Source organism: Amycolatopsis sp. cmx-11-51, from assembly GCF_047608665.1.
GTDB lineage: Bacteria > Actinomycetota > Actinomycetes > Mycobacteriales > Pseudonocardiaceae > Amycolatopsis.
In genome coordinates this window covers 501,918-524,011 of sequence record NZ_JADNQO010000001.1, presented here as the reverse complement: position 1 = coordinate 524,011, position 22,094 = coordinate 501,918, and the positions used below count along the sequence as shown (strand labels likewise).

Below are 22,094 nucleotides of genomic sequence, written 5' to 3'. Positions count from 1 at the left end.
ATGACCAGCGTCGAGCTGAAGACCCCGGCCGGTAAAGCCGACGGCACGGTCGAGCTCCCCTCGGAGATCTTCGACGTGCAGGCCAACGTGCCCCTCATGCACCAGGTCGTGGTGGGCCAGCTGGCCGCCGCGCGCCAGGGCACGCATGACACCAAGACCCGCGGTGAAGTCCGCGGTGGTGGCAAGAAGCCTTACCGCCAGAAGGGCACCGGCCGCGCCCGCCAGGGTTCGACCCGTGCGCCGCAGTTCACCGGTGGTGGCGTCGTCCACGGCCCCACGCCGCGTGACTACACCCAGCGGACCCCGAAGAAGATGAAGGCCGCCGCCCTGCGTGGCGCCCTCTCGGACCGGGCCCGCGCCGGGCAGCTGCACGTCGTCACCGAACTGGTGACCGGCGAGAAGCCGTCCACGAAAGCCGCCAAGGCCGTTATCGCCGCCGTGACCCAAGCCAAGCGCGTTCTCGTGGTGCTCCACCGCGACGACGAGCTGAGCTGGAACTCCGTGCGGAACCTGGCCGAGGTCCACATCATCACGCCCGACCAGCTCAACACCTACGACGTGTTGGTCAACGACGACGTGGTGTTCACCAAGGCCGCTTACGACGTGTTCGTCGCCGGTCCCGTCAGGGGCAAGGGCGCGAAGGCCAGCGCGCGGTCGAGCGAGATCGAAGGGAGTGACGAGCAGTGAGTGCGATCGCCATCCCCGATCCCCGCGACATCTTGCTCGCGCCGGTGATCTCCGAGAAGTCCTACGGGCTGCTCGAGGATCACAAGTACACGTTCATCGTCCGCCCGGACGCCAACAAGACCCAGATCAAGATCGCGGTCGAGAAGGTGTTCGGCGTCAAGGTGGTCAGTGTCAACACGGCCAACCGCCAGGGCAAGCGTAAGCGGACTCGCGCCGGCTTCGGCAAGCGCAAGGACACCAAGCGCGCCATCGTGACTCTTTCGGCTGAGAGCAAGCCGATCGAGATCTTCGGCGGACCCACCGCGTAAAGGACTGAGCTGACACATGGGCATCCGCAAGTACAAGCCGACGACCCCGGGTCGTCGCGGTTCCAGCGTCTCCGACTTCGCCGAGATCACTCGGTCCACCCCGGAGAAGTCGCTGCTGCGTCCGCTGAGCAAGACCGGCGGCCGTAACTCCAGCGGCAAGATCACCACCCGCCACAAGGGCGGTGGCCACAAGCGTGCGTACCGGCTGATCGACTTCCGCCGGAACGACAAGGACGGCGTTCCCGCCAAGGTCGCGCACATCGAGTACGACCCCAACCGGTCCGCTCGTATCGCGCTCCTGCACTACGCCGACGGCGAGAAGCGCTACATCATCGCTCCGGAAAAGCTCAAGCAGGGTGACACGGTTGAGAACGGCCCCCGCGCCGACATCAAGCCGGGTAACAACCTGCCGCTGCGCAACATCCCGGTCGGCACCGTGATCCACGCGATCGAGCTCCGCCCCGGTGGCGGCGCGAAGATGGCGCGGTCCGCCGGCGCCAAGGTGCAGCTGGTGGCGAAGGACGGGCCTTACGCCCAGCTTCGTCTCCCGTCGGGCGAGATCCGGAACGTCGACGTGCGCAACCGCGCCACCATCGGCGAGGTCGGCAACTCCGATCACTCCAACATCAACTGGGGCAAGGCGGGTCGTAACCGCTGGCGCGGCAAGCGCCCCACCGTCCGTGGTGTCGTCATGAACCCGGTCGACCACCCGCACGGTGGTGGTGAGGGTAAGACCTCCGGTGGTCGTCACCCGGTGAACCCGAACGGCAAGCCCGAGGGTCGCACCCGTCGCCGCAAGGCTTCGGACGCGATGATCGTCCGTCGTCGCCGTACCGGCAAGAACAAGCGCTGAGCAGGGAGGTAGAAGCACATGCCACGTAGCCTTAAAAAGGGCCCCTTCGTGGACGACCACCTGCTCAAGAAGGTGGACGTTCTCAACGAGTCGGGCAAGAAGACCGTCATCAAGACTTGGTCGCGACGCTCCACGATCATCCCGGATTTCCTGGGACACACGATCGCGGTGCACGACGGTCGCAAGCACGTCCCGGTGTTCGTCACCGAGGCGATGGTGGGTCACAAGTTGGGCGAATTCGCCCCGACTCGGACCTTCAAGGGCCACATCAAGGACGACCGCAAGTCGCGCCGCCGCTGAGCGGGCACGAGAGAACAAGGAAGCTAGCGATGAACGCCCAGAACGACGTGGCCGAGGCATTGCCGACGGCTTACGCGCGGGCTCGCTTCGTCCGGGACTCGCCTACCAAGGTGCGCCGGGTGATCGAGCTCATCAAGGGACGTAGCGCCGCCGACGCCTTGGCCGTGCTCCGGTTCGCCCCGCAGGCGGCCAGCGAGCCGGTCGCGAAGGTGCTCGCCAGCGCCGTGGCCAACGCCGAGAACAACCTCGATCTCGACCCTGACACCCTTTGGGTCAAGAACGCCTACGCCGACGAGGGTCCGACCCTCAAGCGCATCCGTCCGCGGGCCCAGGGCCGCGCGTACCGGATCCGTAAGCGGAGCAGCCACATCACCGTAGAGGTGGAGTCGCGTCCGAAGGCCGAGGCCAAGAAGGCACAGGGCAAGAAGAAGGCAGGTGGCCGGTAGTGGGCCAGAAGATCAACCCGCACGGCTTCCGCCTGGGTATCACCACGGACTGGAAGTCGCGTTGGTACGCCGACAAGCAGTACGCGGAGTACGTGGCCGAGGACGTCAAGATCCGGAAGCTGCTGTCCACGGGCATGGAGCGCGCCGGCATCTCCAAGGTCGAGATCGAGCGCACCCGTGACCGGGTCCGCGTCGACATCCACACCGCCCGGCCGGGCATCGTCATCGGCCGTCGTGGTGCGGAGGCCGACCGGATCCGCGGCGCGCTGGAGAAGCTGACCGCCAAGCAGGTCCAGCTGAACATCCTCGAGGTCAAGAACCCCGAGGCCGACGCCCAGCTCGTCGCTCAGGGTGTCGCGGAGCAGCTGAGCAACCGGGTGGCGTTCCGCCGCGCGATGCGCAAGGCGATCCAGACCTCCATGCGTTCGCCGCAGGTCAAGGGCATCCGCGTGCAGTGCGGCGGTCGTCTCGGCGGTGCCGAGATGTCCCGCTCCGAGCACTACCGCGATGGCCGCGTCCCGCTGCACACGCTGCGCGCCGACATCGACTACGGCTTCTTCGAGGCCAAGACGACGTTCGGTCGCATCGGTGTGAAGGTGTGGATCTACAAGGGCGAGCTCGTGGGCGGCCTCAAGGCCCGTGAGGCGCGCGACGCCGCCGCGGCCGCCGAGCGTGCCCCGCGCCGTGACCGTGGAGACCGTCCCGCCCGCCCGCGCCGTTCCGGTGCGTCGGGCACGACGCCGACCTCGACCGAAGCCGGACGGGCCGCCGCTCGAGAGGCAGATGGCAGCGCCGCTGCCGCCGCCAAGGGCGACGCCGCCCCCGCGGCCACCGAGGCCCCGGCTGCTGAGACTGCAGAAAAGACGGAGGGCTGACACGTGCTCATCCCGCGCAGGGTCAAGCACCGGAAGCAGCACTCCCCGAAGCGCCACGGTGCCGCCAAGGGCGGTACGAATGTGAGCTTCGGCGAGTACGGCATCCAGGCGCTTGAGCACAGCTACGTGACCAACCGGCAGATCGAGTCCGCTCGTATCGCCATGACGCGTCACATCAAGCGTGGTGGCAAGGTGTGGACGACCATCTACCCCGACCGCCCGCTGACCAAGAAGCCGGCGGAAACCCGTATGGGTTCCGGTAAGGGTTCGCCCGAGTGGTGGGTCGCCAACGTGAAGCCGGGTCGCGTGATGTTCGAGATCAGCTTCCCGAACGAGGAGACCGCCCGCGAGGCGCTCCGTCGCGCGATCCACAAGCTGCCCATGAAATGCCGCATCGTGACCCGTGAAGGTGGTGAGTTCTGATGGCGAAGGCAGGTGCCGCTCTGGCATCGGAGCTTCGTGAGCTCACCGCGGAAGAGCTCGTTCTGCGTCTGAAGGAATACAAGGAGGAGCTTTTCAACCTCCGCTTCCAGATGGCGACCGGACAGCTCGACAACAACCGCCGTCTGCGTACCGTCCGCACGGACATCGCGCGGATCTACACGGTCATGCGCGAGCGTGAACTCGGCCTGTCCGTTTCCCCTGACGCCGAGAGTGAAGGTGCCGCATGAGCGAGCAGCCCACCGAGGCGGCCGGCCGCAACGACCGCAAGGTCCGTGAGGGCTATGTCGTCTCGGACAAGATGAACAAGACGATCGTGGTCGAGCTCGAGGACCGCAAGAAGCACCGGCGCTACGCCAAGGTTCTCCGCAGCACCAAGAAGGTCAAGGTGCACGACGAGAACAACGAGGCGGGCACGGGCGACAAGGTCACCTTGATGGAGACCCGCCCGCTGTCGGCGACCAAGCGCTGGCGCCTGGTGCAGATCGTGGAGAAGGCCAAGTAAGTAGGGCTCTTTTTGAGTCCCTTAGTTCCGCAAGGCTCGCGCTTCGGCGCGAGAACCAGCGCGACATACAGGAGTTGACGTGATCCAGCAGGAGTCGCGGCTACGGGTTGCCGACAACACGGGCGCGAAGGAAATCCTTTGCATCCGCGTTCTCGGCGGTTCGGGGCGGCGCTACGCGGGTATCGGCGACATCATCGTCGCCACCGTGAAGGACGCCATGCCGGCCGCCGGCGTGAAGAAGGGTGACGTCGTCAAGGCTGTCATCGTTCGCACGCGCAAGGAGCGCCGTCGTCCGGACGGTTCTTACATCCGCTTCGACGAGAACGCTGCTGTGCTCATCAAGAACGACAATGAGCCCCGCGGCACCCGCATCTTCGGCCCGGTGGGCCGCGAGCTGCGCGACCGAAAGTTCATGAAGATCATTTCGCTCGCGCCGGAGGTGTTGTAGAGCATGAAGGTGAAGAAGGGCGACACGGTCGTCGTCGTCGCCGGCAAGGACAAGGGCGCCAAGGGCAAGGTCATTCAGGCCTACCCCGAGCGCGAGCGCGTGCTGGTCGAGGGCGTGAACCGGATCAAGAAGCACACGCGGATCTCCCAGACCCAGCGCGGCGCGCAGTCCGGCGGCATCGTCACGCAGGAGGCGCCCATCCACGTCTCGAACGTGATGGTCGTCGACTCCGACGGCAAGCCGACCCGGGTGGGCTACCGCATCGGCGAGGACGGCAAGAAGGTCCGGGTCTCGCGCCGGAACGGTAAGGACATCTGATCATGACCACCGCAGAGAAGATCGCCCCGCGCCTCAAGGTGCGGTACCGCGAGGAGATCAAGGGACAGCTCCAGGAGGAGTTCTCCTTCGAGAACGTCCACCAGATCCCGGGCGTCGTCAAGGTCGTCGTGAACATGGGTGTCGGTGACGCCGCCCGTGACAGCAAGCTGATCGAAGGCGCCATCCGCGACCTGTCCGCGATCACCGGGCAGAAGCCCGAGGTTCGCAAGGCTCGCAAGTCCATCGCGCAGTTCAAGCTGCGTGAGGGCCAGCCGATCGGTGCGCGCGTCACGCTGCGCAACGACCGGATGTGGGAGTTCCTCGACCGGCTGCTGACCATCGCGCTGCCGCGTATCCGTGACTTCCGCGGGCTTTCGCCGAAGCAGTTCGACGGTAACGGCAACTACACGTTCGGTCTCAACGAGCAGTCGATGTTCCACGAGATCGATCCGGACGCCATCGACCGCCCGCGCGGTATGGACGTCACTGTCGTCACCACCGCCAACACCGACGACGAGGGCCGCGCGCTGCTTCGCAAGCTCGGCTTCCCGTTCAAGGAGAACTGAGTCGATGGCCAAGAAAGCACTGGTCCACAAGGCCGCGAAGACGCCGAAGTTCAAGGTTCGCGGTTACACGCGCTGCCAGCGGTGCGGTCGCCCGCACTCGGTGTTCCGCAAGTTCGGGCTCTGCCGGATCTGCCTTCGCGAGATGGCACACGCGGGCGAGCTGCCCGGTGTCCGCAAGTCCAGCTGGTAAGAGTCTTTTTTAACTCCCACTTCGCCACAGGCCCCGCGCTCCGCAGGGAACCAGGGCGAGAAAGGTTGACAGGTCACCATGACGATGACCGACCCCATCGCAGACTTCTTGACCCGTCTGCGTAACGCGAACTCGGCTTACCACGACGAGGTCGTGCTTCCCCACTCGAAGATCAAGGCGAACATCGCCGAGATCCTCAAGCGCGAGGGCTACATCGCGAGCTACCGCGACGAGCCGGGCGAGAAGCACAAGAACCTCGTCGTGGAGCTGAAGTACGGCCCCAACCGTGAGCGCAGCATCGCCGGCCTCCGCCGCGTGTCCAAGCCCGGGCTGCGGGTCTACGCAAAATCGACCGAACTGCCGAACGTTCTCGGTGGCCTCGGCGTCGCGATCATCTCGACGTCCTCCGGCCTCCAGACCGACCGTCAGGCCAAGCGCAACAGCGTGGGCGGCGAAGTCCTCGCCTACGTCTGGTAAGGAAGGGGGCACAGACATGTCACGCATCGGAAAGCTGCCGGTCGCCGTCCCCTCCGGGGTCGACGTGACCATCGAAGGTCAGCAGATCAGGGTCAAGGGACCCAAGGGCACCCTTGAGCACATCATCGCCGAGCCGATCACCGTGGAGCGCGCCGAGGACGGCACGCTGCAGGTGAAGCGTCCCGACGAGGAACGCAACAGCCGTGCCCTGCACGGTCTCACCCGGACGCTGGTCAACAACCTCGTCGTCGGCGTGACCGCGGGCTATGAGAAGAAGCTTGAGATCCACGGTGTCGGTTACCGGGTGCAGGCCAAGGGTTCGGACCTCGAGTTCGCCCTCGGCTACAGCCACCCGGTGAAGATCGAGGCCCCGGAAGGCATCACCTTCAAGGTCGAGACCCCCACCCGGTTCTCGGTTTCGGGCATCGACAAGCAGAAGGTCGGCCAGATCGCCGCGGTCATCCGCAAGCTGCGCCGCCCGGACCCGTACAAGGGCAAGGGCCTGCGCTACGAGGGTGAGAAAATCCGCCGCAAGGTCGGAAAGACGGGTAAGTGATCATGAGCGACACGACTACGAAGCGCAAGCCGGTCGGCAAGGACATCTCGACCCGCCGCCGCGTCGCGAAGGCCCGTCGGCACTTCCGGCTCCGCAAGAAGATCAACGGCACGGACCTGCGTCCGCGTCTGGTCGTCAAGCGGTCCTCGCGGCATATCGCCGTGCAGCTGATCGACGACCTCGCCGGCAAGACCCTGGCGTCGGCGTCCACCCTCGAGGCGGACGTCCGTGCGCTGGACGGCGACAAGAAGGCCAAGGCCGCCAAGGTCGGGGAGCTTCTCGCCGCTCGCGCCAAGAACGCCGGTGTCTCGGCTGTGGTGTTCGACCGTGGCGGTAACGCCTACCACGGCCGCATCGCCGCACTGGCCGACGCCGCCCGTGAAGCGGGGTTGGAATTCTGATGCAGATGCTCGTGAATGGAAGGAAAGCCTGATGCCGGGACGTACACGGCAATTCGGCGGCGGCCAGGGCGGACCCGGCGGGCAGGGCGGCAACGACCGCAATGAACGTCGTGGTGGCGGCCGGGATCGTCGCGACAGCGGTCGTGGCGGGGCCGGCCAGGACAAGACCCCGCACCTCGAGAAGGTCGTGACGATCAACCGCGTCGCCAAGGTCGTCAAGGGTGGTCGTCGCTTCAGCTTCACCGCCCTGGTGGTCGTCGGTGACGGTGACGGTCAGGTCGGCGTCGGCTACGGCAAGGCCAAGGAAGTTCCCGCGGCCATCGCCAAGGGCGTCGAGGAGGCGAAGAAGAACTTCTTCCGCGTTCCCCGCGTCGGTGGCACCATTCCCCACCCCATCCAGGGTGAGGAAGCCGCCGGTGTCGTGCTGCTCCGTCCGGCGTCCGCCGGTACCGGTGTCATCGCCGGTGGTCCGGTGCGCGCGGTGCTGGAGTGCGCGGGTGTCCACGACGTGCTGTCGAAGTCGCTTGGCTCCGACAACGCGATCAACATCGTGCACGCGACCGTGGCGGCCCTGAAGGGTCTGCAGCGTCCCGAAGAGGTCGCGGCCCGCCGCGGTCTCCCGCTCGAGGACGTCGCCCCCGCTCGGATGCTGCGTCAGCGTGCGGGTCAGGGGGTCTGACATGACTCAGCTCAAGGTGACCCAGGTCAAGAGCAAGATCGGCACGAAGCACAATCACCGTGAATCGCTGCGCACCCTCGGGCTGCGCAAGATCCGGCAGAGTGTCGTGCGTGAAGACACCCCCCAGGTTCGCGGCCTCATCCACACGGTCCGCCACCTGGTGGAGGTCGAGGAGGTCAAGGCATGACTGCCATCAAGATCCACCACCTTCGTCCGGCTCCGGGCGCGAAGCGCGAGAAGATGCGCGTCGGCCGTGGTGAGGGCTCGAAGGGCAAGACCGCCGGTCGCGGTACCAAGGGCACCAAGGCCCGGAAGAACGTGCCCGCCGGTTTCGAGGGTGGGCAGATGCCCATCCACATGCGGCTGCCGAAGCTGCGCGGCTTCAAGAACCGTTTCCGTACCGAGTACCAGCCGGTGAACCTGGGCGACATCGCCCGCGTCTTCCCGGACGGTGGCAAGGTCGGCAACGAGGAGCTCGTCGCGAAGGGCCTTGTTCGCAAGAACAAGCTCGTGAAGGTACTCGGCAACGGTGACCTGAACGGCGTCAAGCTGGACGTCACCGCCGACGCTTTCTCCGGCTCCGCCAAGGAGAAGCTCTCCGCCGCCGGTGGCTCCGCCACCACGCTCTGAGCTTTCTTCGCTCGCTTCACCGAAAGGCCCGCCCGGCTCCGCCCGGCGGGCCTTTCGCTTGCGCTCCTCCCGGCGGCTTCGACTTTCGCGGGCTAAGTGCGATCCGGTCCCTTCTCCCCGGCGCTCCCGCCGACTTGCGTTTAGCCCCCTAATCGCGATCTGGGGCCAAAGGCACAGAGAGCGACTTTCGCCCCCTAATCGCGCTCCGCCGGTCGCCCAGGTGCCCGCCGCTCAGATCGCGATCAGGGGGCTAAACGCACCAGGCGGCGAGCGTGGCGGGCGGGGGTCTGAGCTGGAAGGCTCGCGAGGTGAAACACCTTCCGGGCAGGATCCGCAGCCCTTTCAGCAGCAGCCGGTCGCGCCGCCGACGGTCATCTCGGTGTCAGGTCCCATGGACCCCGCAGGCGTGCCGGTCCGGTCTGACCAGCCCGAGCCTCGCGGGCAGGTCGCAGCGGGCCTGGCGGCTCTGGCAGTGGTACTGACCCTCGTCGGCTGCTTCTTCCCGTTCTTCACCACGGAGCATCGACTCGACTTCGATCGCAGCGACAAGCTCGTGATCGTGGTCGTTCAAGGCGCGTGGGAAACAATGATCAACCAGCCCGGGGGACGCAGCCTTACGATGTCGACGTCGCCTGTCGGTATTCCTCTCCTGATCGCCGCGACGATCCTGTTGGCGGCCACGATCGTCAGCGCCCGTGCCGCCCTCTTACGACGGCCGGGAACCTTGGATCGATGGTTCGTCACCATCGGGGCGGTATTCCTCCCAGGAGTCGTCTCACCGTCACCATGCTGGGATCCGGACAACATCTGGGAGAACCCACCGAATCGGCGATGACGCTCAGTGCGGGCTTATGGGCTCTGTTCGCGGCCGTGGTCGCCGCGGTGGGCGCGGCGGTCATGACTCACCGTGTCGAGGAGGTCGAAATGCCGGTGAGCGATGAGCCGGGGCTCGCGGACCTGCCCACTCCAAGGACGGCATTTACATCGCGGTGCTGCCGCCGGAACCTCAGCCGATGTCCCCTCCGGACTATTCAGCCTTCGTCCCTCCGCCGGATCCCGGCCCGAAAGCGCGCGATTAGCCCGCTAAAGGCGCTCGCGTCGGTCGACACCGTGGGGGTGGAGGTGGCCGATGACTGGGCGGTGGTCTTTTCGGTGCGGCGGTGCTCGTGGCTTTTACGCCAGGGGCGAACAATCAGCTCAGCCTGCACCACGGCATGACACAGGGTGGATGGAAAGGGCTGGTGGGCCTGTTAGGCCGATTGGGTGCATTCACAGTGTTGATCGCTACCGTCGCCGCAGGACTTGGGCAACTCCTCGCCGCCTCCGAAGTTGCACTCACAGTGATCAAATCGGTAGGTGTCCCCTATCTGGTCTGGATCGGCGGACGGCTGCCGTGGCCGACGTTCCGCGGTGAGCGGACCGCGCTGGTCCCGGGGCCGCAGGACACTGAATCCGTACCGGCCCCGCAGGTCGCGAGGAAGGAATTCGTCGTCGCGATCACGAACCCGAAGGCGATCCTCATCTTCGCCGCGTTCGTGCCCCAGTTCATCGACGCAGCTCACGGCTCCTTTTCTGCCCAGATCGCGACCCCCGGCGCCATTTACGTGGTCGCCGAGCTCGTCGCGGGCGTGACCTCCATCGGAGCCGGCGCGCTCGTGAAGTCGCCCGCAACGTCGATCGGGGTACCGGTGTCGTGTGCCTCGGCATGGCGGGAGCCCTCGCCGCGTCGAGCCTCTGAACCCACCCCCGATCACGGTGCGTTTAGCGGGCTAATCGCGATCCGATGGGCTCGGAAAGCACGGAACGACAAGGCGATCTGTCAAGGTTCCGGAGCGAGAAGCGGAAGCCGATCAACCTCGCGGACCAACCTTCGTTCGGAAAACCCACACGCACTGCGGACACGCCCTGTGAAGCTGTTAGAGTCGGCGACACGCTTCGGGACGAGTGTGCCCCGAAGCGCTCCTGGCTTGTGCCAGAAAGCTGTGTGTTCCTGCCGGCCCTAGGTCGGCCAAGCCGATCGTCGGTACGACAGCCGACGACGCCGAGGAGGTCCCCCGCGTGCTCAGCGCCTTCCGCTCGGCTCTCGCGACGCCGGATCTACGTAAGAAGATCCTGTTCACGCTAGCCATCGTCGCGGTCTACCGAATCGGTGCCACCATCCCGGCCCCGGGCATCTCGTACTCCGCCGTCCAGAAATGTACGGAAACCGGGTCGCAGGAGGGCGTCTATCAGCTGCTGAACTTGTTCAGTGGCGGTGCACTGCTGCAGCTGTCGCTGTTCTCGACCGGCATCATGCCGTACATCACGGCGAGCATCATCGTCCAGCTCCTCACCGTGGTCATCCCACGGTTCGAGGAGCTGAAGAAGGAAGGCCAGGCCGGCCAGGGCAAGCTGACCCAGTACACCCGGTACCTGACGATCGCCCTCGCGGTTCTGCAGGCCACCGGTGTGGTGGCGCTCGCCGACCGCAAGCAGCTCTTCCCGCAGTGCGACACCGCGATCATCCCGGACAACAGCGTCTACACGCTGGCCATCATCGTCATCACGATGACCGCCGGTACCGCCGTCATGATGTGGCTGGGTGAGCTGATCACCGAGCGCGGCGTCGGAAACGGTATGTCCGTCTTGATCTTCCTGAACATCGCCGCCCGCATCCCGATCGAGGGTGGCAACATCCTCAGCAGCGCGGGCCCCGTGGTGTTCACCCTCATCTGCGTGTTCGGCCTGGTGATCATCGCCAGCGTCATCTTCGTCGAGCAGGGCCAGCGCCGGATCCCGGTGCAGTACGCCAAGCGCATGATCGGCCGCCGCATGTACGGCGGGACCTCGACCTACCTGCCGATCAAGGTGAACCAGGCCGGTGTCATCCCGGTCATCTTCGCCTCGTCGCTGCTCTACCTGCCGGATCTGATCAGCCGCCTCGTCGCTGACGCCAACAGCAACGCCGGGTGGCAGGTCTTCATCCAGAACTACATCGTCAACCAGTCCAGCTGGGCGCACGTCCTGCTGTACTTCGCGTTGATCATCTTCTTCACGTACTTCTACATCACGATCACGTTCAACGTGGACGAGCGTGCGGAAGAAATGAAGAAGTTCGGTGGCTTCATCCCGGGTATCCGCCCGGGCCGTCCCACCGCGGAGTACCTCAGCTACGTCCTCGGCCGGATCACCCTGCCGGGCTCGCTGTACCTGGGCATCATCGCGATCCTCCCGAACTTCTTCCTGTCCGTTACCGGTAGCGGGAACAACCAGAACTTCCCGTTCGGTGGCACGGCTGTGCTGATCATGGTCGGTGTCGGTCTCGACACCGTGAAGCAGATCGAAAGCCAGCTGATGCAACGTAACTACGAAGGGTTCTTGAAGTGACGCGCCTGGTTCTTGTTGGCCCTCCTGGCGCGGGCAAAGGTACTCAGGCGGTAGCACTGTCGGAGAAGCTCCGGATCCCGCATATCTCGACCGGCGATCTGTTCCGCGCCCACGTGGGGGAGCAGACGCCGCTGGGCCAGGAAGCCAAGCGCTACCTGGATTCCGGTGAACTCGTGCCCGATTCGGTCACGAACGAGATGGTGCGTGAGCGTCTTGCCGAACCCGACGCCAAGGTCGGTTTCCTGTTGGACGGCTTCCCCCGCAACACGAAGCAGGCTGACGTCCTCGGTGAGATCCTCGGCGAGGTCGACACCGAACTGAACGCGGTCATCCAGCTCCAGGTCTCCGAAGACGTCGTCGTCGAGCGGCTGCTGTCCCGTGGCCGCTCGGACGACACCGAAGAGGTCATCCGTCGTCGCCAGCAGATCTACGTGTCCGAGACGGCTCCGCTGCTCGAGTACTACGCGGACATCCTGGTCACGGTCAACGGTGTCGGCTCGGTCGACGAGATCTCCGTCCGCGTGCTGGAAGCGCTGCGCGACCGCACGTGAACCTCGGAGGACTGCGTGTACTGCAACGGCTTCGTCGTGGGCGCATGATCGAACTCAAGACCCCGGGCGAGCTCCAGGCGATGCGCGCGGCCGGTCTGATCGTCTGGCGCACCCTCACCGCGGTGCGCGAGATCGCCAAGCCAGGGGCGACGACGGCCGATCTCGACGAACTCGCCGAGCAGACGATCCGCGACGCCGGCGCGGTGCCCTCGTTCAAGGGTTACCACGGCTTCCCTGCGTCGATCTGCGCTTCGGTGAACGAGCAGATCGTGCACGGCATCCCGTCGAAGACGCAGGCCTTGAACGAGGGCGACATCATCTCGGTGGATTGCGGCGCGATCCTCGACGGTTGGCACGGCGACTCCGCGGTCACTCTCGCGATCGGTGAGGTGTCGAAGGCGGATCTCGCGCTTTCGGCGGCCACCGAGGCGGCGATGTGGGCGGGGATCGCCGCGGTGTCATCCGGTGGGCGGCTCACAGACATCTCGCATGCCGTGCAGACCGCGGCCGAGAAGGCCGGCCAGGATGACGGCATCGAGTACGGGATGATCGTCGAGTACGGCGGTCACGGGATCGGGCGCCAGATGCACATGGACCCGTTCCTGCCGAACCTCGGTAAGCCCGGCAAGGGCCCGAGACTCAAGACCGGAATGGCGCTCGCGATCGAGCCCATGCTGACCGGTGGTGGTGGTGAGACCGTCGAGCTCGACGACGGTTGGACCGTCGTGACAGCGGACGGCTCGCGGGCCGCGCACTGGGAACACACCGTCGCCATCACCGATGACGGCCCGTGGGTGCTGACCGCCCCCGAAGACGCCTGACCCTCTCCGGCCCCAGATCGCGTTTAGCCCGCTAAACGCAAGTGCGCCCAGACCTGCGTTTAGCCCCCTAATCGCGATCCGGTGATCGCGATTAGGGGGCTAAACGCAGGTGGGCGCCAGGTCGCGGTTAGGCCGCGAAACGCAAGTCCGCCCGCTGGTCGGCGCAGTGCCCCGCCTCGCCTGAGGCGTCTGGGCGCTGCCCCCATCGGGTACACCTCGGGCCGCCGAGCACGCCGGGCAATAGGCCCGCCAGGTCGCGATCAGCCCGCTAAACGCAGGTCGGTGGAGGCGTATGATAGGGGAGGTCGCTTCCGGCGAGCCCGGGGCATGTAACACAGTTACCCCCCGTCTGGGCCTCGCGACACGGGTTGCGTACACTGTCAAGTCGGTGTACTCATCGCGCCCGGATCCTGCGCGCTCGTGAATTCTCGCGAACGAACATTGGACCCCGGGTGGAGTGTGCCGACGCACCACCCAGCCAAGCACTCAAGCTCTGACTGATAACACAGCGTAGCGACAGGAAATGCGGAGGACATGGGCAAGAAAGACGGGGCCATCGAGGTCGAAGGCCGCGTAGTCGAGCCGCTCCCCAACGCGATGTTCCGCGTCGAGTTGGAGAACGGCCACAAGGTCCTTGCACACATCAGCGGCAAGATGCGGCAGCACTACATTCGCATTCTGCCCGAGGACAGGGTTGTCGTGGAGCTCTCGCCCTACGACTTGTCTCGTGGTCGCATCGTCTACCGCTACAAGTGATCACGACGAGTTAGTACAAGCAGGAGAGCAGGAGACGTGAAGGTTCAGCCGAGCGTCAAGAAAATCTGCGACAAGTGCAAAGTGATCCGCCGTCACGGCCGGATCATGGTGATCTGCGAGAACCTGCGGCACAAGCAGCGGCAGGGCTGATCACTCGCACTCGTACAGAGTGGATTGACGGCTACACAATCTCCCCGCACCTGCCGGGCCGTGCGAACGGCCCGGTTCACCCCCGGACTTCAGGCCGGGGCCGGGACACCCGAAGCGCGAGCCGAGGGCACGACAGGCGAGTCGGTCCCGGGACCGGACGGGGAGCAGACCTGAAGACGAATTCTATGAAGGAGCATCAACGCCAATGGCACGACTCGCTGGCGTAGACCTCCCCCGCGAAAAGCGGTTGGAGATCGCGCTGACTTACATCTACGGCATCGGCCGTACCCGCTCGAAGCAGCTCGTCGCGGCTGCCGAGCTCAACGCGGACACTCGCGTCAAGGATCTGAGCGATGACGACCTCGCCAAGCTGCGGGTCTACATCGAAGAGAACTTCAAGGTCGAGGGTGACCTTCGCCGTGAGGTGAACGCCGACATCCGTCGGAAGATCGAGATCGGGTGTTACGAGGGCCTTCGCTGGCGTCGCGGACTTCCCGTCCGTGGTCAGCGGACCAAGACGAACGCCCGTACCCGTAAGGGTCCGAAGAAGACGGTCGCCGGCAAGAAGAAGGCTGGCAAGAAGTGAGCGTCCAGGGCAAGAAGGTCGTGCAGATGGGCGGCGTTCACCGCCGCGGCTCGGCATGTGTCTCGCCCAAGGCGCTTTACGCCCGCCCGATGGCGCTCCGCAACCTGTACACCGACGCCGGTTCGATCATCCGGCGCGGCCAGGCCGAAGCGGTCGCCGCTCACCAAGAGAACGCGCGCTAACAGGAGAACCCTCAGAACATGCCACCGAAGTCTCGTACTGCGGCGGGGGCCAAGAAGGTCCGCCGTAAGGAAAAGAAGAATGTCGCGCACGGCCACGCGCACATCAAGAGCACCTTCAACAACACCATCGTCTCGATCACGGACCCGACCGGTGCCGTGATCGCGTGGGCGTCGAGTGGTCACGTGGGCTTCAAGGGCTCGCGTAAGTCCACCCCGTTCGCCGCGCAGATGGCCGCCGAGAACGCCGCCCGCAAGGCTGCCGAGCACGGCATGAAGAAGGTCGACGTTTTCGTGAAGGGCCCGGGTTCGGGCCGCGAGACGGCGATCCGCTCGCTGCAGGCGGCCGGCCTCGAGGTCGGCACCATCCAGGACGTGACCCCGCAGCCTCACAACGGCTGCCGCCCGCCCAAGCGGCGCCGGGTCTGAGGAACGGGGAGGAGTAAGAAGAAATGGCTCGTTACACCGGCCCCGCGACGCGTATTTCGCGTCGCCTCAAGGTTGACCTCATCGGCGGCGACCAGGCTTTCGAGCGTCGCCCCTACCCGCCGGGCCAGCACGGCCGCGGGCGCATCAAGGAGTCCGAGTACCTCCTGCAGTCGCAGGAGAAGCAGAAGGCTCGCTACACCTACGGCGTTCTCGAGCGTCAGTTCGTCCGGTACTACAAGGAAGCCGTCCGGCGTCCGGGTAAGACCGGTGAGAACCTGCTGCAGATCCTCGAGTCCCGTTTGGACAACGTGATCTACCGCGCCGGCATCGCCCGCACCCGCCGTCAGGCGCGTCAGCTGGTGAGCCACGGTCACTTCGTGGTCAATGGCGTCAAGGTCAACGTGCCCTCGTACCAGGTCAGCAAGTGGGACATCATCGACGTGCGGCCGAAGTCGTTCGCGATGCTGCCCTTCGTCGCTGCCAAGGAGTCGTTCGGCGAGCGTCCCGTTCCCGCGTGGCTCCAGGTTGTTCCGTCCAACCTCCGGGTGCTGGTCCACCAGCTCCCGGAGCGCGCTCAGATCGACGTTCCGGTCCAGGAACAGCTGATCGTCGAGCTCTACTCGAAGTGATCCATCACCGGGCCGGGGAAACCCCGGCCCGGTGTGGGCACGGGCGGCGGCGCCCGGAGTGCGCCGCCGTTTCGCCATCCCTTTCGGTGTCATATGGCGGGCGCCGTTTGGAAAGGAATTAGGAAAGATGCTGATTTCCCAGCGGCCGGCTCTCGGCGAAGAGACGGTCAACGAGACCCGCTCCCGGTTCACCATCGAACCGCTGGAGCCCGGCTTCGGCTACACGCTCGGCAACTCGCTGCGGCGCACGCTGCTGTCGTCCATTCCGGGCGCGGCCGTGACGAGCATCCGCATCGACGGTGTGCTGCACGAGTTCACCACCGTTCCCGGGGTGAAGGAAGACGTCACCGACATCATCCTGAACCTCAAGGAGCTCGTGGTCTCCTCGGAAGAGGACGAGCCGGTCACCATGTACCTGCGCAAGCAGGGCCCCGGTGAGGTCACCGCTGCCGACATCGTGCCCCCGGCCGGTGTCACCGTGCACAACCCGGATCTGCACATCGCGTCGCTGAACGGCAAGGGCAAGCTCGAGATCGAGCTCGTCGTCGAGCGCGGCCGCGGTTACGTTCCGGCCCTGCAGAACAAGCAGGCGGGCGCGGAGATCGGCCGGATCCCGGTCGACTCCATCTACTCCCCGGTGCTGAAGGTGACCTACAAGGTCGAGGCGACCCGTGTCGAGCAGCGCACCGACTTCGACAAGCTGATCCTGGACGTGGAGACGAAGCCGTCGATCACGCCGCGGGACGCTGTCGCGTCGGCCGGTAAGACGCTGGTGGAGCTGTTCGGTCTCGCGCGCGAGCTGAACGTCGACGCCGAGGGCATCGAGATCGGCCCGTCGCCGCAGGAGGCGGACACCATCGCCGCCTACGCGATGCCGATCGAGGACCTGGACCTCACCGTCCGGTCGTACAACTGCCTCAAGCGCGAGGGCATCCACACCGTCGGCGAACTGGTCTCGCGCAGCGAGGCCGACCTGCTGGACATCCGCAACTTCGGCGCGAAGTCGATCGACGAGGTCAAGCTCAAGCTCGTCGGTCTCGGCCTCGCGCTGAAGGACAGCCCGCCCGGGTTCGACCCGACCGCGGCCGCGGCCAGCTACGACGGTGAAGGCTGGTCCGAGGGCGTCGACAGCATCACGGACGGAATTTCGGACAATGGCCACGACGATGGCCAGGACTACGCAGAGACGGAGCAGCTGTAGGGCCAGCTTCGGCTCCCTCACCGGTAGGGGTGGGGGAGCCCCGGCCTCCAGCTGTGAGCTGAACGAGGAGAACCGATGCCCACCCCCACAAAGGGACCCCGTCTCGGCGGGTCGCCCGCGCACGAGCGGCTGATCCTGGCCAATCTGGCCACGCAGCTGTTCGAGCACGGCAAGATCACGACGACCGAGGCGAAGGCCCGGCGGGTGCGCCCGCTGGCCGAAAAGCTGATCACGAAGGCGAAGCGGGGCGACCTGCACAACCGTCGTCAGATCCAGCGCATCGTGCGCGACAAGGACGTCGTGCACAAGCTGATCGCCGAAATCGGTCCGTTCTTCGCGGAGCGTCCGGGTGGTTACACCCGGATCACCAAGACGATGGCGCGCAAGGGCGACAACGCCCCCATGGCGGTCATCGAACTGGTGGCCGAGAAGACCGTCACCGCCGAGGCCGAGGCCGCGCGCAAGACGAAGTTCGCCAAGGACGAGCCGAAGGCTGCCGCCCCGGCCGCCGAGGAGACCACCGTGGCCACCGAGGCCACTGAGGCAGCCGACACGGCCGCCGCTGACGCTCCGGAGGCCACCGAGGCTCCCGCCGCCGACGGAGCCGCTGAGGCCCCCGCCGCGGACGCGGACAGCAAGAAGGACTGACGTCCTGACGGCACCGAACACCCCGGACGAGTCCGCCACTCCCACTGCGGAGGGCGGGCTCGTTCGTCTGCGTCTGGATGTCTCTTACGACGGCACCGATTTCTCCGGCTGGGCGCGGCAGCCCGGGCGGCGCACCGTTCAGGGACTCCTCGAAGAAGCGCTCGCGAAGCAGCCTCCAGGAGCCTCGGTCCCGAAGTCCGTCGTCGTCGCCGGCCGCACCGATGCCGGTGTGCACGCGGCCGGCCAGGTGGTCCACGTCGACGTGTCGCCTTTAGCGGGCAAAACGCGATCCGGTCGCCTTGAACTGGACGAGCAAGGTATTCCCGACCTGGGGCGGATGCGTCACCGCTGGAATCGGTACCTGCCGGGTGACGTGCGGGTGCTGGGTGCTCGGGTGGCCGCCCCGGGGTTCGACGCGCGGTTCTCCGCTGTGCGACGGCACTATCTTTACCGCGTCTCGGATGCGCCGTGGGGAGTGGATCCCTTGCGGCGTCACGACACCGTGGCCTGGGGACGGCCGCTTTCGATCGACGCGATGAACGAGGCGTCGGCGTCCCTCTTGGGGCTCCAGGACTTCGCGGCCTTCTGCAAGCAGCGCGAAGGCAGCACGACAATTCGCGAGCTGCAGCGGCTTGTCTGGCGGCGGACCGGACCGCACGCGGTCGAGGTCGACGTCTCCGCTGACGCGTTCTGCCACTCGATGGTGCGCAGCCTGGTCGGGGCACTGCTTCTGGTCGGAGACGGCCGTCGTGCGCTGGGTTGGCCCGGCGACGTCTTGGAGAGCCGCACGCGCGACAGCGCTGTCGCTCCCGCACACGGCCTGTCGCTGATGGCCGTCGACTACCCGCCGGACACGGAACTCGCCGCCCGCGCCGATCAAACGCGCGCCATGCGCACCCCCTCCTGACCCGGGCGCGGCACAGTTAGCGGGCTAACCGCGCCGCGGCGGGCACGCAGGACGGCCTCGACGATGCCTTCGAAATCGGTCGCCAGGTCTTCCGCGGTGACGATGACGAAGCGCCAGCCTTCGGCTTCCGCTCGTCTTCGGCGTTTCCGATCGTGAGCTCGTTGCGCTGGCGTGTTGTGCCAGCGTCCGTCGTATTCGATTGCGACCTTGTACTCCTCGTCTCCTAGATCGAGGCGAGCGACGAAATGACCCGTTCGAGAGATGACTTCGAACTGAGGTGTCGCCGTAATTCCGCCGGCGGCCAGCACGATGCGAACCTCCGATTCCGGGGGCGACTCCGCGCGAGGATCGGACAGTCGTAAAGCATGTCTGGCCAGGCGGATTCCTCGATTGCGGCGACCGTAGAACTCCCCGTTGAGATGTAGATCGCGCAGCTTCTCGGCTCTCATGAACTGGTCCAGATCGGGGACGCCGGTGCGGAGCCGTCTCACCCAACCGGATTTTCGAGGAGAAAGCCGCAGGAGCAGGTCCAGCGCGATCCGGGTCTTACGCGCGATACGAATGCCGTTCCACGGCCCCGATTCTTCGGGCCTGATCTCGGTACGCCGAATCTTGATTCCGTCTATCGGTCCGAAGCGGTATTTCTCCGGTACGACCATCTCGACCGGATCGTTGGGGTTGGCCAGCTCGATGCCTTGAACGGTCGCAGCCGATCGTCCGGTCAGCACGGCTTCCGGAGGCGCCAGTAGCGCGGCGCCTCGGCAGCGCAGCTCGTGCGTGACCTCCACGTCAGCGCGCGTGTAGACGTCCTGGAACAGCCTCCGCACGCTGGGACCGCGGAGGCGGCTTGCCGTGATGAGGCCTGCTTTGCGTGCCTCGGAGCCACGGAAGACGTCGGGGAGATGGGATGAATCGAATGGTTTGGTCATGCCGACACCGTGATCGAAAAGACCGACAACGCATGGCCGTCACAGGTCCTTCAGGGGCGACTTATCCACAAACCCCGGCTTATCCACAGTCCGCGCAGTTGCCCCTTGACGGACAACCTCCCCACCCGCTTCCCGAGCCAGGTCGACTTTAGCGGCCTAATCGTGAAACGGGGCGGGACGCAAAACGGGGACACTGTCCGATGTGGACAGTGCCCCGCAGAGCGCGATCAGGCTGCTAAAGTCGCCGCGCCGGCTTAGTCGCCGCGGCGTACGGGGCCCAGGATCTGCTGCTCTTTCGCAGTGGTGACCAGGCGAAGAGGGCGCCACAGGTTGCGTCCCAGTGCGACGACTTGGTCGTCTTTCAAGGCCGTGAGCTGCTTCATCATTTGCGGCGGGAGTCGCCAGATCCGCGCGGCCAGTTCGGCCTGTCCAGGCGGGAGCCGCTGCATCAGCACCAGGTCGGCCGCGTTCGCGGTCGCCCCGGCCTGCGGATGCAGATAAGGCAGCACGTAGACCGTGGTCTGCCACGGCGACCGCGGCGGGAACAGGTCCTGCGGTGTCGGGCCGCCGTCGGTCACCACCAGCAGCGGCGCGTCCTCGGACGGACGCGGCAGGTCCACCGGCGACAGCCGCCGGATCTGTACCAGCGGCGACGGCCTGCCGTTGGGCTGATTGCCCGCCGCCTGGGGGAGAACCTGCCACGCGGCCGGTCGCCCGGTCGCCACGACGACCCACGCTCCGACCGCCATCGCCCGCAACGCCACCTGGCGAGCCAGGTACAGACCTCCGACGAGAACGATCCGGGTCGGCGTCGAGCGGAGCGCGGAGATCGTCAGCGGCTCACCCTTGAGTCCGGAGCCGAGGACGATCCCGCCTCGGTCGCCGGACGGGCTGATCGCGTCGAGCATCGCCGGGTCGACGGTGAATTCCGGGGCGATACCGGCGTTCTGGCCGGCGTCACGCATACGGGTGCTCATGCCGTGCCTCCGATCGGCAATGTCGCGGAGAACCCGGAAATCTGCAGGCCGCGCAACGGCGTCAGCGCCACGCCCAGCCGGTCCGAGATGCCCTGCAGCCGCTGGTCGGCTGCGTCCAGTTCACGCGGGTTCCGCGCGCTCAGGCGCACGATGCCCCGCAGGCCGATCTTGCCTTCATCGGCGGACGGCGAGATCGACATCGCCACCGTCGCCGACAACGCGCGGACGCTGGTCAGCGCGTTCAGGCTGCCGCTGATCTTGCCCTTCGGCCAGCTGGTGATCGCGTAGCTCGCGTGTCCGATGCCCGCCGCGGTAACGCCGGTCCAGCGCTCCTGCAGGCCGACTTTCGCGGGCGAACCGGCGACCGCGGTCAGTTCCGCGGCCGAAATACTGGACCGCAGCAACTCGTCCGGGTCGAGAGGCCGGGTCGGCACGCCCTGCGACTCCAAGGCGTTGCGCACTCGCGACAGCGCACCGATCAGCGCGCGATGCGCACCGACGACGCCGCCGCCGCGTTCGCGGATGGCGGCCGGGCACCGGCGCGGGTCGAGCCGGATGGCGACCCACGTCGTCCGGCGCGCGGCCGCGGGGAGCGGGCCGAGTACCTCCATGTAGGAGCTGAGTGCCGGCGAGTCCGACGGAAGGGACGCACTGCCCGGGTAGCAGTGCCAGATCATCTGGATCGAGTCGAGGACCACGCCGCGGTCTTCCAAACACGGCGCGAGCGCGGACAGCGGCAGGCTCGGCGCGCCGCCGGCCTGGGTGATCAGCGCGGGCGCGGGTTCGACGAGCAGGACCGCGGTCCACGTCCCGTCGTTCCACGCGAGGCCGACCTGCTGGCGTTCGTGGTCGACGCCGTGCGCGACGACGAGATCGGGAACGGCGAGGCGAAGCAGGTTCACCCGGGCGTCGTCGGGGCCGGTGACGGCGTCCTCTTCGGTGGCGAGCGTCTCGATGCTGCTCGGCGGAAGCGGAGCCGCCACGCGATCGTGCGAACGGAACATGTACCGCATGGTGAGTCCAGCCCATTGGGTGAACCAGCGGCCGCCCCAGCGCAGGAACGCGATGATGATCGCGACCCCGAGCACACCGATCGCGACGTACTTCAGCTTCATGTCGATCGCGAGGAGAACGAGACCGATCGCGAGCCCGAGTTCGAGCACGACCAGGTTCGCCACGGGCAGCGGACCGAGGTTGATCCCGCCGGTCCGTCGCCGCGCCGGCGCGGCGATCCGCGGCGCGGGGGTGGCCGGAGGACCGGGCTGCGGGCCGGGGCCGCCGGACG

The 22,094-nt window shown here is 66.4% G+C and carries 36 protein-coding genes; 33 read left to right on the top strand and 3 right to left on the bottom strand.

The window, feature by feature from the left end; genetic code table 11:
* From rplD to truA, 33 genes are all read left to right on the top strand, one after another.
* On the top strand, window positions 1–687 hold the full coding sequence (gene rplD, locus ACM6LU_RS02590) for a 50S ribosomal protein L4 (protein WP_414935936.1): 687 nt from the start codon (window positions 1–3) through the stop codon (window positions 685–687).
* On the top strand, window positions 684–995 hold the full coding sequence (rplW, locus tag ACM6LU_RS02585; RefSeq protein ID WP_005166778.1) for a 50S ribosomal protein L23: 312 nt from the start codon (window positions 684–686) through the stop codon (window positions 993–995). The genes rplD and rplW overlap by 4 nt, the downstream gene beginning before the upstream one ends.
* Before the next feature lie 16 nt (window positions 996–1,011).
* Window positions 1,012–1,848, top strand: a complete 837-nt coding sequence (rplB, locus tag ACM6LU_RS02580) for a 50S ribosomal protein L2 (protein ID WP_414935935.1) — start codon at window positions 1,012–1,014, stop codon at window positions 1,846–1,848.
* A gap of 18 nt (window positions 1,849–1,866) precedes the next feature.
* Window positions 1,867–2,148 carry a 30S ribosomal protein S19 gene (rpsS, locus tag ACM6LU_RS02575; RefSeq protein WP_026468892.1) on the top strand — a complete coding sequence of 94 codons (282 nt, stop codon included), beginning with the start codon at window positions 1,867–1,869 and terminating at the stop codon, window positions 2,146–2,148.
* A gap of 29 nt (window positions 2,149–2,177) precedes the next feature.
* Window positions 2,178–2,594 carry a 50S ribosomal protein L22 gene (gene rplV, locus ACM6LU_RS02570; RefSeq protein ID WP_414935934.1) on the top strand — a complete coding sequence of 139 codons (417 nt, stop codon included), beginning with the start codon at window positions 2,178–2,180 and terminating at the stop codon, window positions 2,592–2,594.
* A complete protein-coding gene (gene rpsC, locus ACM6LU_RS02565; protein WP_414935933.1) occupies window positions 2,594–3,469 on the top strand; it encodes a 30S ribosomal protein S3 in 876 nt (291 codons plus the stop codon). The genes rplV and rpsC overlap by 1 nt, the downstream gene beginning before the upstream one ends.
* 3 nt (window positions 3,470–3,472) lie before the next feature.
* On the top strand, window positions 3,473–3,892 hold the full coding sequence (gene rplP / locus ACM6LU_RS02560) for a 50S ribosomal protein L16 (protein WP_414935932.1): 420 nt from the start codon (window positions 3,473–3,475) through the stop codon (window positions 3,890–3,892).
* Window positions 3,892–4,140, top strand: coding sequence for a 50S ribosomal protein L29 (rpmC, locus tag ACM6LU_RS02555; RefSeq protein ID WP_005166783.1), 249 nt, complete (start codon window positions 3,892–3,894; stop codon window positions 4,138–4,140). Before rplP ends, rpmC begins: the two co-directional genes overlap by 1 nt.
* Window positions 4,137–4,415, top strand: a complete 279-nt coding sequence (gene rpsQ / locus ACM6LU_RS02550) for a 30S ribosomal protein S17 (protein WP_101612170.1) — start codon at window positions 4,137–4,139, stop codon at window positions 4,413–4,415. Before rpmC ends, rpsQ begins: the two co-directional genes overlap by 4 nt.
* A gap of 79 nt (window positions 4,416–4,494) precedes the next feature.
* The gene (rplN, locus tag ACM6LU_RS02545) at window positions 4,495–4,863 is read left to right on the top strand and encodes a 50S ribosomal protein L14 (protein WP_005166785.1); all 369 of its coding nucleotides are present in this window, start codon (window positions 4,495–4,497) and stop codon (window positions 4,861–4,863) included.
* A 3-nt stretch (window positions 4,864–4,866) separates the two neighbouring features.
* On the top strand, window positions 4,867–5,181 hold the full coding sequence (rplX, locus tag ACM6LU_RS02540; protein WP_076163007.1) for a 50S ribosomal protein L24: 315 nt from the start codon (window positions 4,867–4,869) through the stop codon (window positions 5,179–5,181).
* A 2-nt stretch (window positions 5,182–5,183) separates the two neighbouring features.
* On the top strand, window positions 5,184–5,747 hold the full coding sequence (rplE, locus tag ACM6LU_RS02535) for a 50S ribosomal protein L5 (RefSeq protein WP_414935931.1): 564 nt from the start codon (window positions 5,184–5,186) through the stop codon (window positions 5,745–5,747).
* A 4-nt stretch (window positions 5,748–5,751) separates the two neighbouring features.
* The gene (locus ACM6LU_RS02530; protein ID WP_005166789.1) at window positions 5,752–5,937 is read left to right on the top strand and encodes a type Z 30S ribosomal protein S14; all 186 of its coding nucleotides are present in this window, start codon (window positions 5,752–5,754) and stop codon (window positions 5,935–5,937) included.
* A gap of 78 nt (window positions 5,938–6,015) precedes the next feature.
* On the top strand, window positions 6,016–6,414 hold the full coding sequence (gene rpsH, locus ACM6LU_RS02525; RefSeq protein ID WP_414935930.1) for a 30S ribosomal protein S8: 399 nt from the start codon (window positions 6,016–6,018) through the stop codon (window positions 6,412–6,414).
* 16 nt (window positions 6,415–6,430) lie between these two features.
* Window positions 6,431–6,970 carry a 50S ribosomal protein L6 gene (gene rplF, locus ACM6LU_RS02520; protein WP_414935929.1) on the top strand — a complete coding sequence of 180 codons (540 nt, stop codon included), beginning with the start codon at window positions 6,431–6,433 and terminating at the stop codon, window positions 6,968–6,970.
* Between the two features lie 2 nt (window positions 6,971–6,972).
* Entirely contained in the window at window positions 6,973–7,371 is a 399-nt protein-coding gene (gene rplR, locus ACM6LU_RS02515; protein ID WP_414935928.1) for a 50S ribosomal protein L18, read from the top strand.
* A 31-nt stretch (window positions 7,372–7,402) separates the two neighbouring features.
* The gene (gene rpsE, locus ACM6LU_RS02510; protein WP_076163010.1) at window positions 7,403–8,050 is read left to right on the top strand and encodes a 30S ribosomal protein S5; all 648 of its coding nucleotides are present in this window, start codon (window positions 7,403–7,405) and stop codon (window positions 8,048–8,050) included.
* 1 nt (window position 8,051) lies between these two features.
* Complete coding sequence (gene rpmD, locus ACM6LU_RS02505) at window positions 8,052–8,237, top strand: 50S ribosomal protein L30 (RefSeq protein WP_076163011.1); 186 nt, start codon at window positions 8,052–8,054, stop codon at window positions 8,235–8,237.
* Window positions 8,234–8,680 carry a 50S ribosomal protein L15 gene (gene rplO / locus ACM6LU_RS02500; RefSeq protein ID WP_409489789.1) on the top strand — a complete coding sequence of 149 codons (447 nt, stop codon included), beginning with the start codon at window positions 8,234–8,236 and terminating at the stop codon, window positions 8,678–8,680. The genes rpmD and rplO overlap by 4 nt, the downstream gene beginning before the upstream one ends.
* 220 nt (window positions 8,681–8,900) lie before the next feature.
* Entirely contained in the window at window positions 8,901–9,515 is a 615-nt protein-coding gene (locus ACM6LU_RS02495; RefSeq protein ID WP_414935927.1) for a hypothetical protein, read from the top strand.
* Between the two features lie 379 nt (window positions 9,516–9,894).
* A complete protein-coding gene (locus ACM6LU_RS02490; protein ID WP_414937065.1) occupies window positions 9,895–10,683 on the top strand; it encodes a LysE family translocator in 789 nt (262 codons plus the stop codon).
* Window positions 10,684–10,738: 55 nt separating this feature from the next.
* Entirely contained in the window at window positions 10,739–12,046 is a 1,308-nt protein-coding gene (secY, locus tag ACM6LU_RS02485; protein ID WP_414935926.1) for a preprotein translocase subunit SecY, read from the top strand.
* Window positions 12,043–12,597 (top strand): adenylate kinase, encoded by a 555-nt coding sequence (locus ACM6LU_RS02480; RefSeq protein ID WP_414935925.1) that lies wholly within the window; start codon window positions 12,043–12,045, stop codon window positions 12,595–12,597. The genes secY and ACM6LU_RS02480 overlap by 4 nt, the downstream gene beginning before the upstream one ends.
* A 44-nt stretch (window positions 12,598–12,641) precedes the next feature.
* Window positions 12,642–13,418 carry a type I methionyl aminopeptidase gene (gene map / locus ACM6LU_RS02475; protein ID WP_414935924.1) on the top strand — a complete coding sequence of 259 codons (777 nt, stop codon included), beginning with the start codon at window positions 12,642–12,644 and terminating at the stop codon, window positions 13,416–13,418.
* 534 nt (window positions 13,419–13,952) lie between these two features.
* Complete coding sequence (gene infA, locus ACM6LU_RS02470; protein WP_005166804.1) at window positions 13,953–14,174, top strand: translation initiation factor IF-1; 222 nt, start codon at window positions 13,953–13,955, stop codon at window positions 14,172–14,174.
* A 36-nt stretch (window positions 14,175–14,210) separates the two neighbouring features.
* Entirely contained in the window at window positions 14,211–14,324 is a 114-nt protein-coding gene (gene rpmJ, locus ACM6LU_RS02465; RefSeq protein ID WP_004558882.1) for a 50S ribosomal protein L36, read from the top strand.
* 205 nt (window positions 14,325–14,529) lie between these two features.
* Complete coding sequence (gene rpsM / locus ACM6LU_RS02460) at window positions 14,530–14,910, top strand: 30S ribosomal protein S13 (RefSeq protein WP_101612179.1); 381 nt, start codon at window positions 14,530–14,532, stop codon at window positions 14,908–14,910.
* Window positions 14,907–15,092: a hypothetical protein gene (locus ACM6LU_RS02455; protein ID WP_004558884.1), complete on the top strand. Its 186-nt coding sequence runs from the start codon at window positions 14,907–14,909 to the stop codon at window positions 15,090–15,092. The genes rpsM and ACM6LU_RS02455 overlap by 4 nt, the downstream gene beginning before the upstream one ends.
* A gap of 18 nt (window positions 15,093–15,110) precedes the next feature.
* The gene (gene rpsK / locus ACM6LU_RS02450) at window positions 15,111–15,518 is read left to right on the top strand and encodes a 30S ribosomal protein S11 (RefSeq protein WP_004558885.1); all 408 of its coding nucleotides are present in this window, start codon (window positions 15,111–15,113) and stop codon (window positions 15,516–15,518) included.
* 23 nt (window positions 15,519–15,541) lie between these two features.
* Entirely contained in the window at window positions 15,542–16,147 is a 606-nt protein-coding gene (gene rpsD, locus ACM6LU_RS02445) for a 30S ribosomal protein S4 (RefSeq protein ID WP_037314696.1), read from the top strand.
* 127 nt (window positions 16,148–16,274) lie between these two features.
* A complete protein-coding gene (locus ACM6LU_RS02440) occupies window positions 16,275–17,348 on the top strand; it encodes a DNA-directed RNA polymerase subunit alpha (RefSeq protein ID WP_005166811.1) in 1,074 nt (357 codons plus the stop codon).
* Between the two features lie 75 nt (window positions 17,349–17,423).
* A complete protein-coding gene (gene rplQ / locus ACM6LU_RS02435; protein ID WP_414935922.1) occupies window positions 17,424–17,996 on the top strand; it encodes a 50S ribosomal protein L17 in 573 nt (190 codons plus the stop codon).
* 73 nt (window positions 17,997–18,069) lie between these two features.
* Window positions 18,070–18,903: a tRNA pseudouridine(38-40) synthase TruA gene (gene truA, locus ACM6LU_RS02430; protein ID WP_414937064.1), complete on the top strand. Its 834-nt coding sequence runs from the start codon at window positions 18,070–18,072 to the stop codon at window positions 18,901–18,903.
* On the opposite strand, the gene ACM6LU_RS02425 is transcribed toward truA, so the two are convergent.
* From ACM6LU_RS02425 to eccE, 3 genes are all read right to left on the bottom strand, one after another.
* Window positions 18,873–19,832: an endonuclease domain-containing protein gene (locus ACM6LU_RS02425; RefSeq protein ID WP_414935921.1), complete on the bottom strand. Its 960-nt coding sequence runs from the start codon at window positions 19,830–19,832 to the stop codon at window positions 18,873–18,875. The genes truA and ACM6LU_RS02425 overlap by 31 nt on opposite strands.
* A 254-nt stretch (window positions 19,833–20,086) precedes the next feature.
* Complete coding sequence (locus ACM6LU_RS02420; protein WP_414935920.1) at window positions 20,087–20,809, bottom strand: hypothetical protein; 723 nt, start codon at window positions 20,807–20,809, stop codon at window positions 20,087–20,089.
* Window positions 20,806–21,987, bottom strand: coding sequence for a type VII secretion protein EccE (eccE, locus tag ACM6LU_RS02415; RefSeq protein WP_414935919.1), 1,182 nt, complete (start codon window positions 21,985–21,987; stop codon window positions 20,806–20,808). The genes ACM6LU_RS02420 and eccE overlap by 4 nt, the downstream gene beginning before the upstream one ends.
* Window positions 21,988–22,094 lie beyond the last annotated feature (107 nt).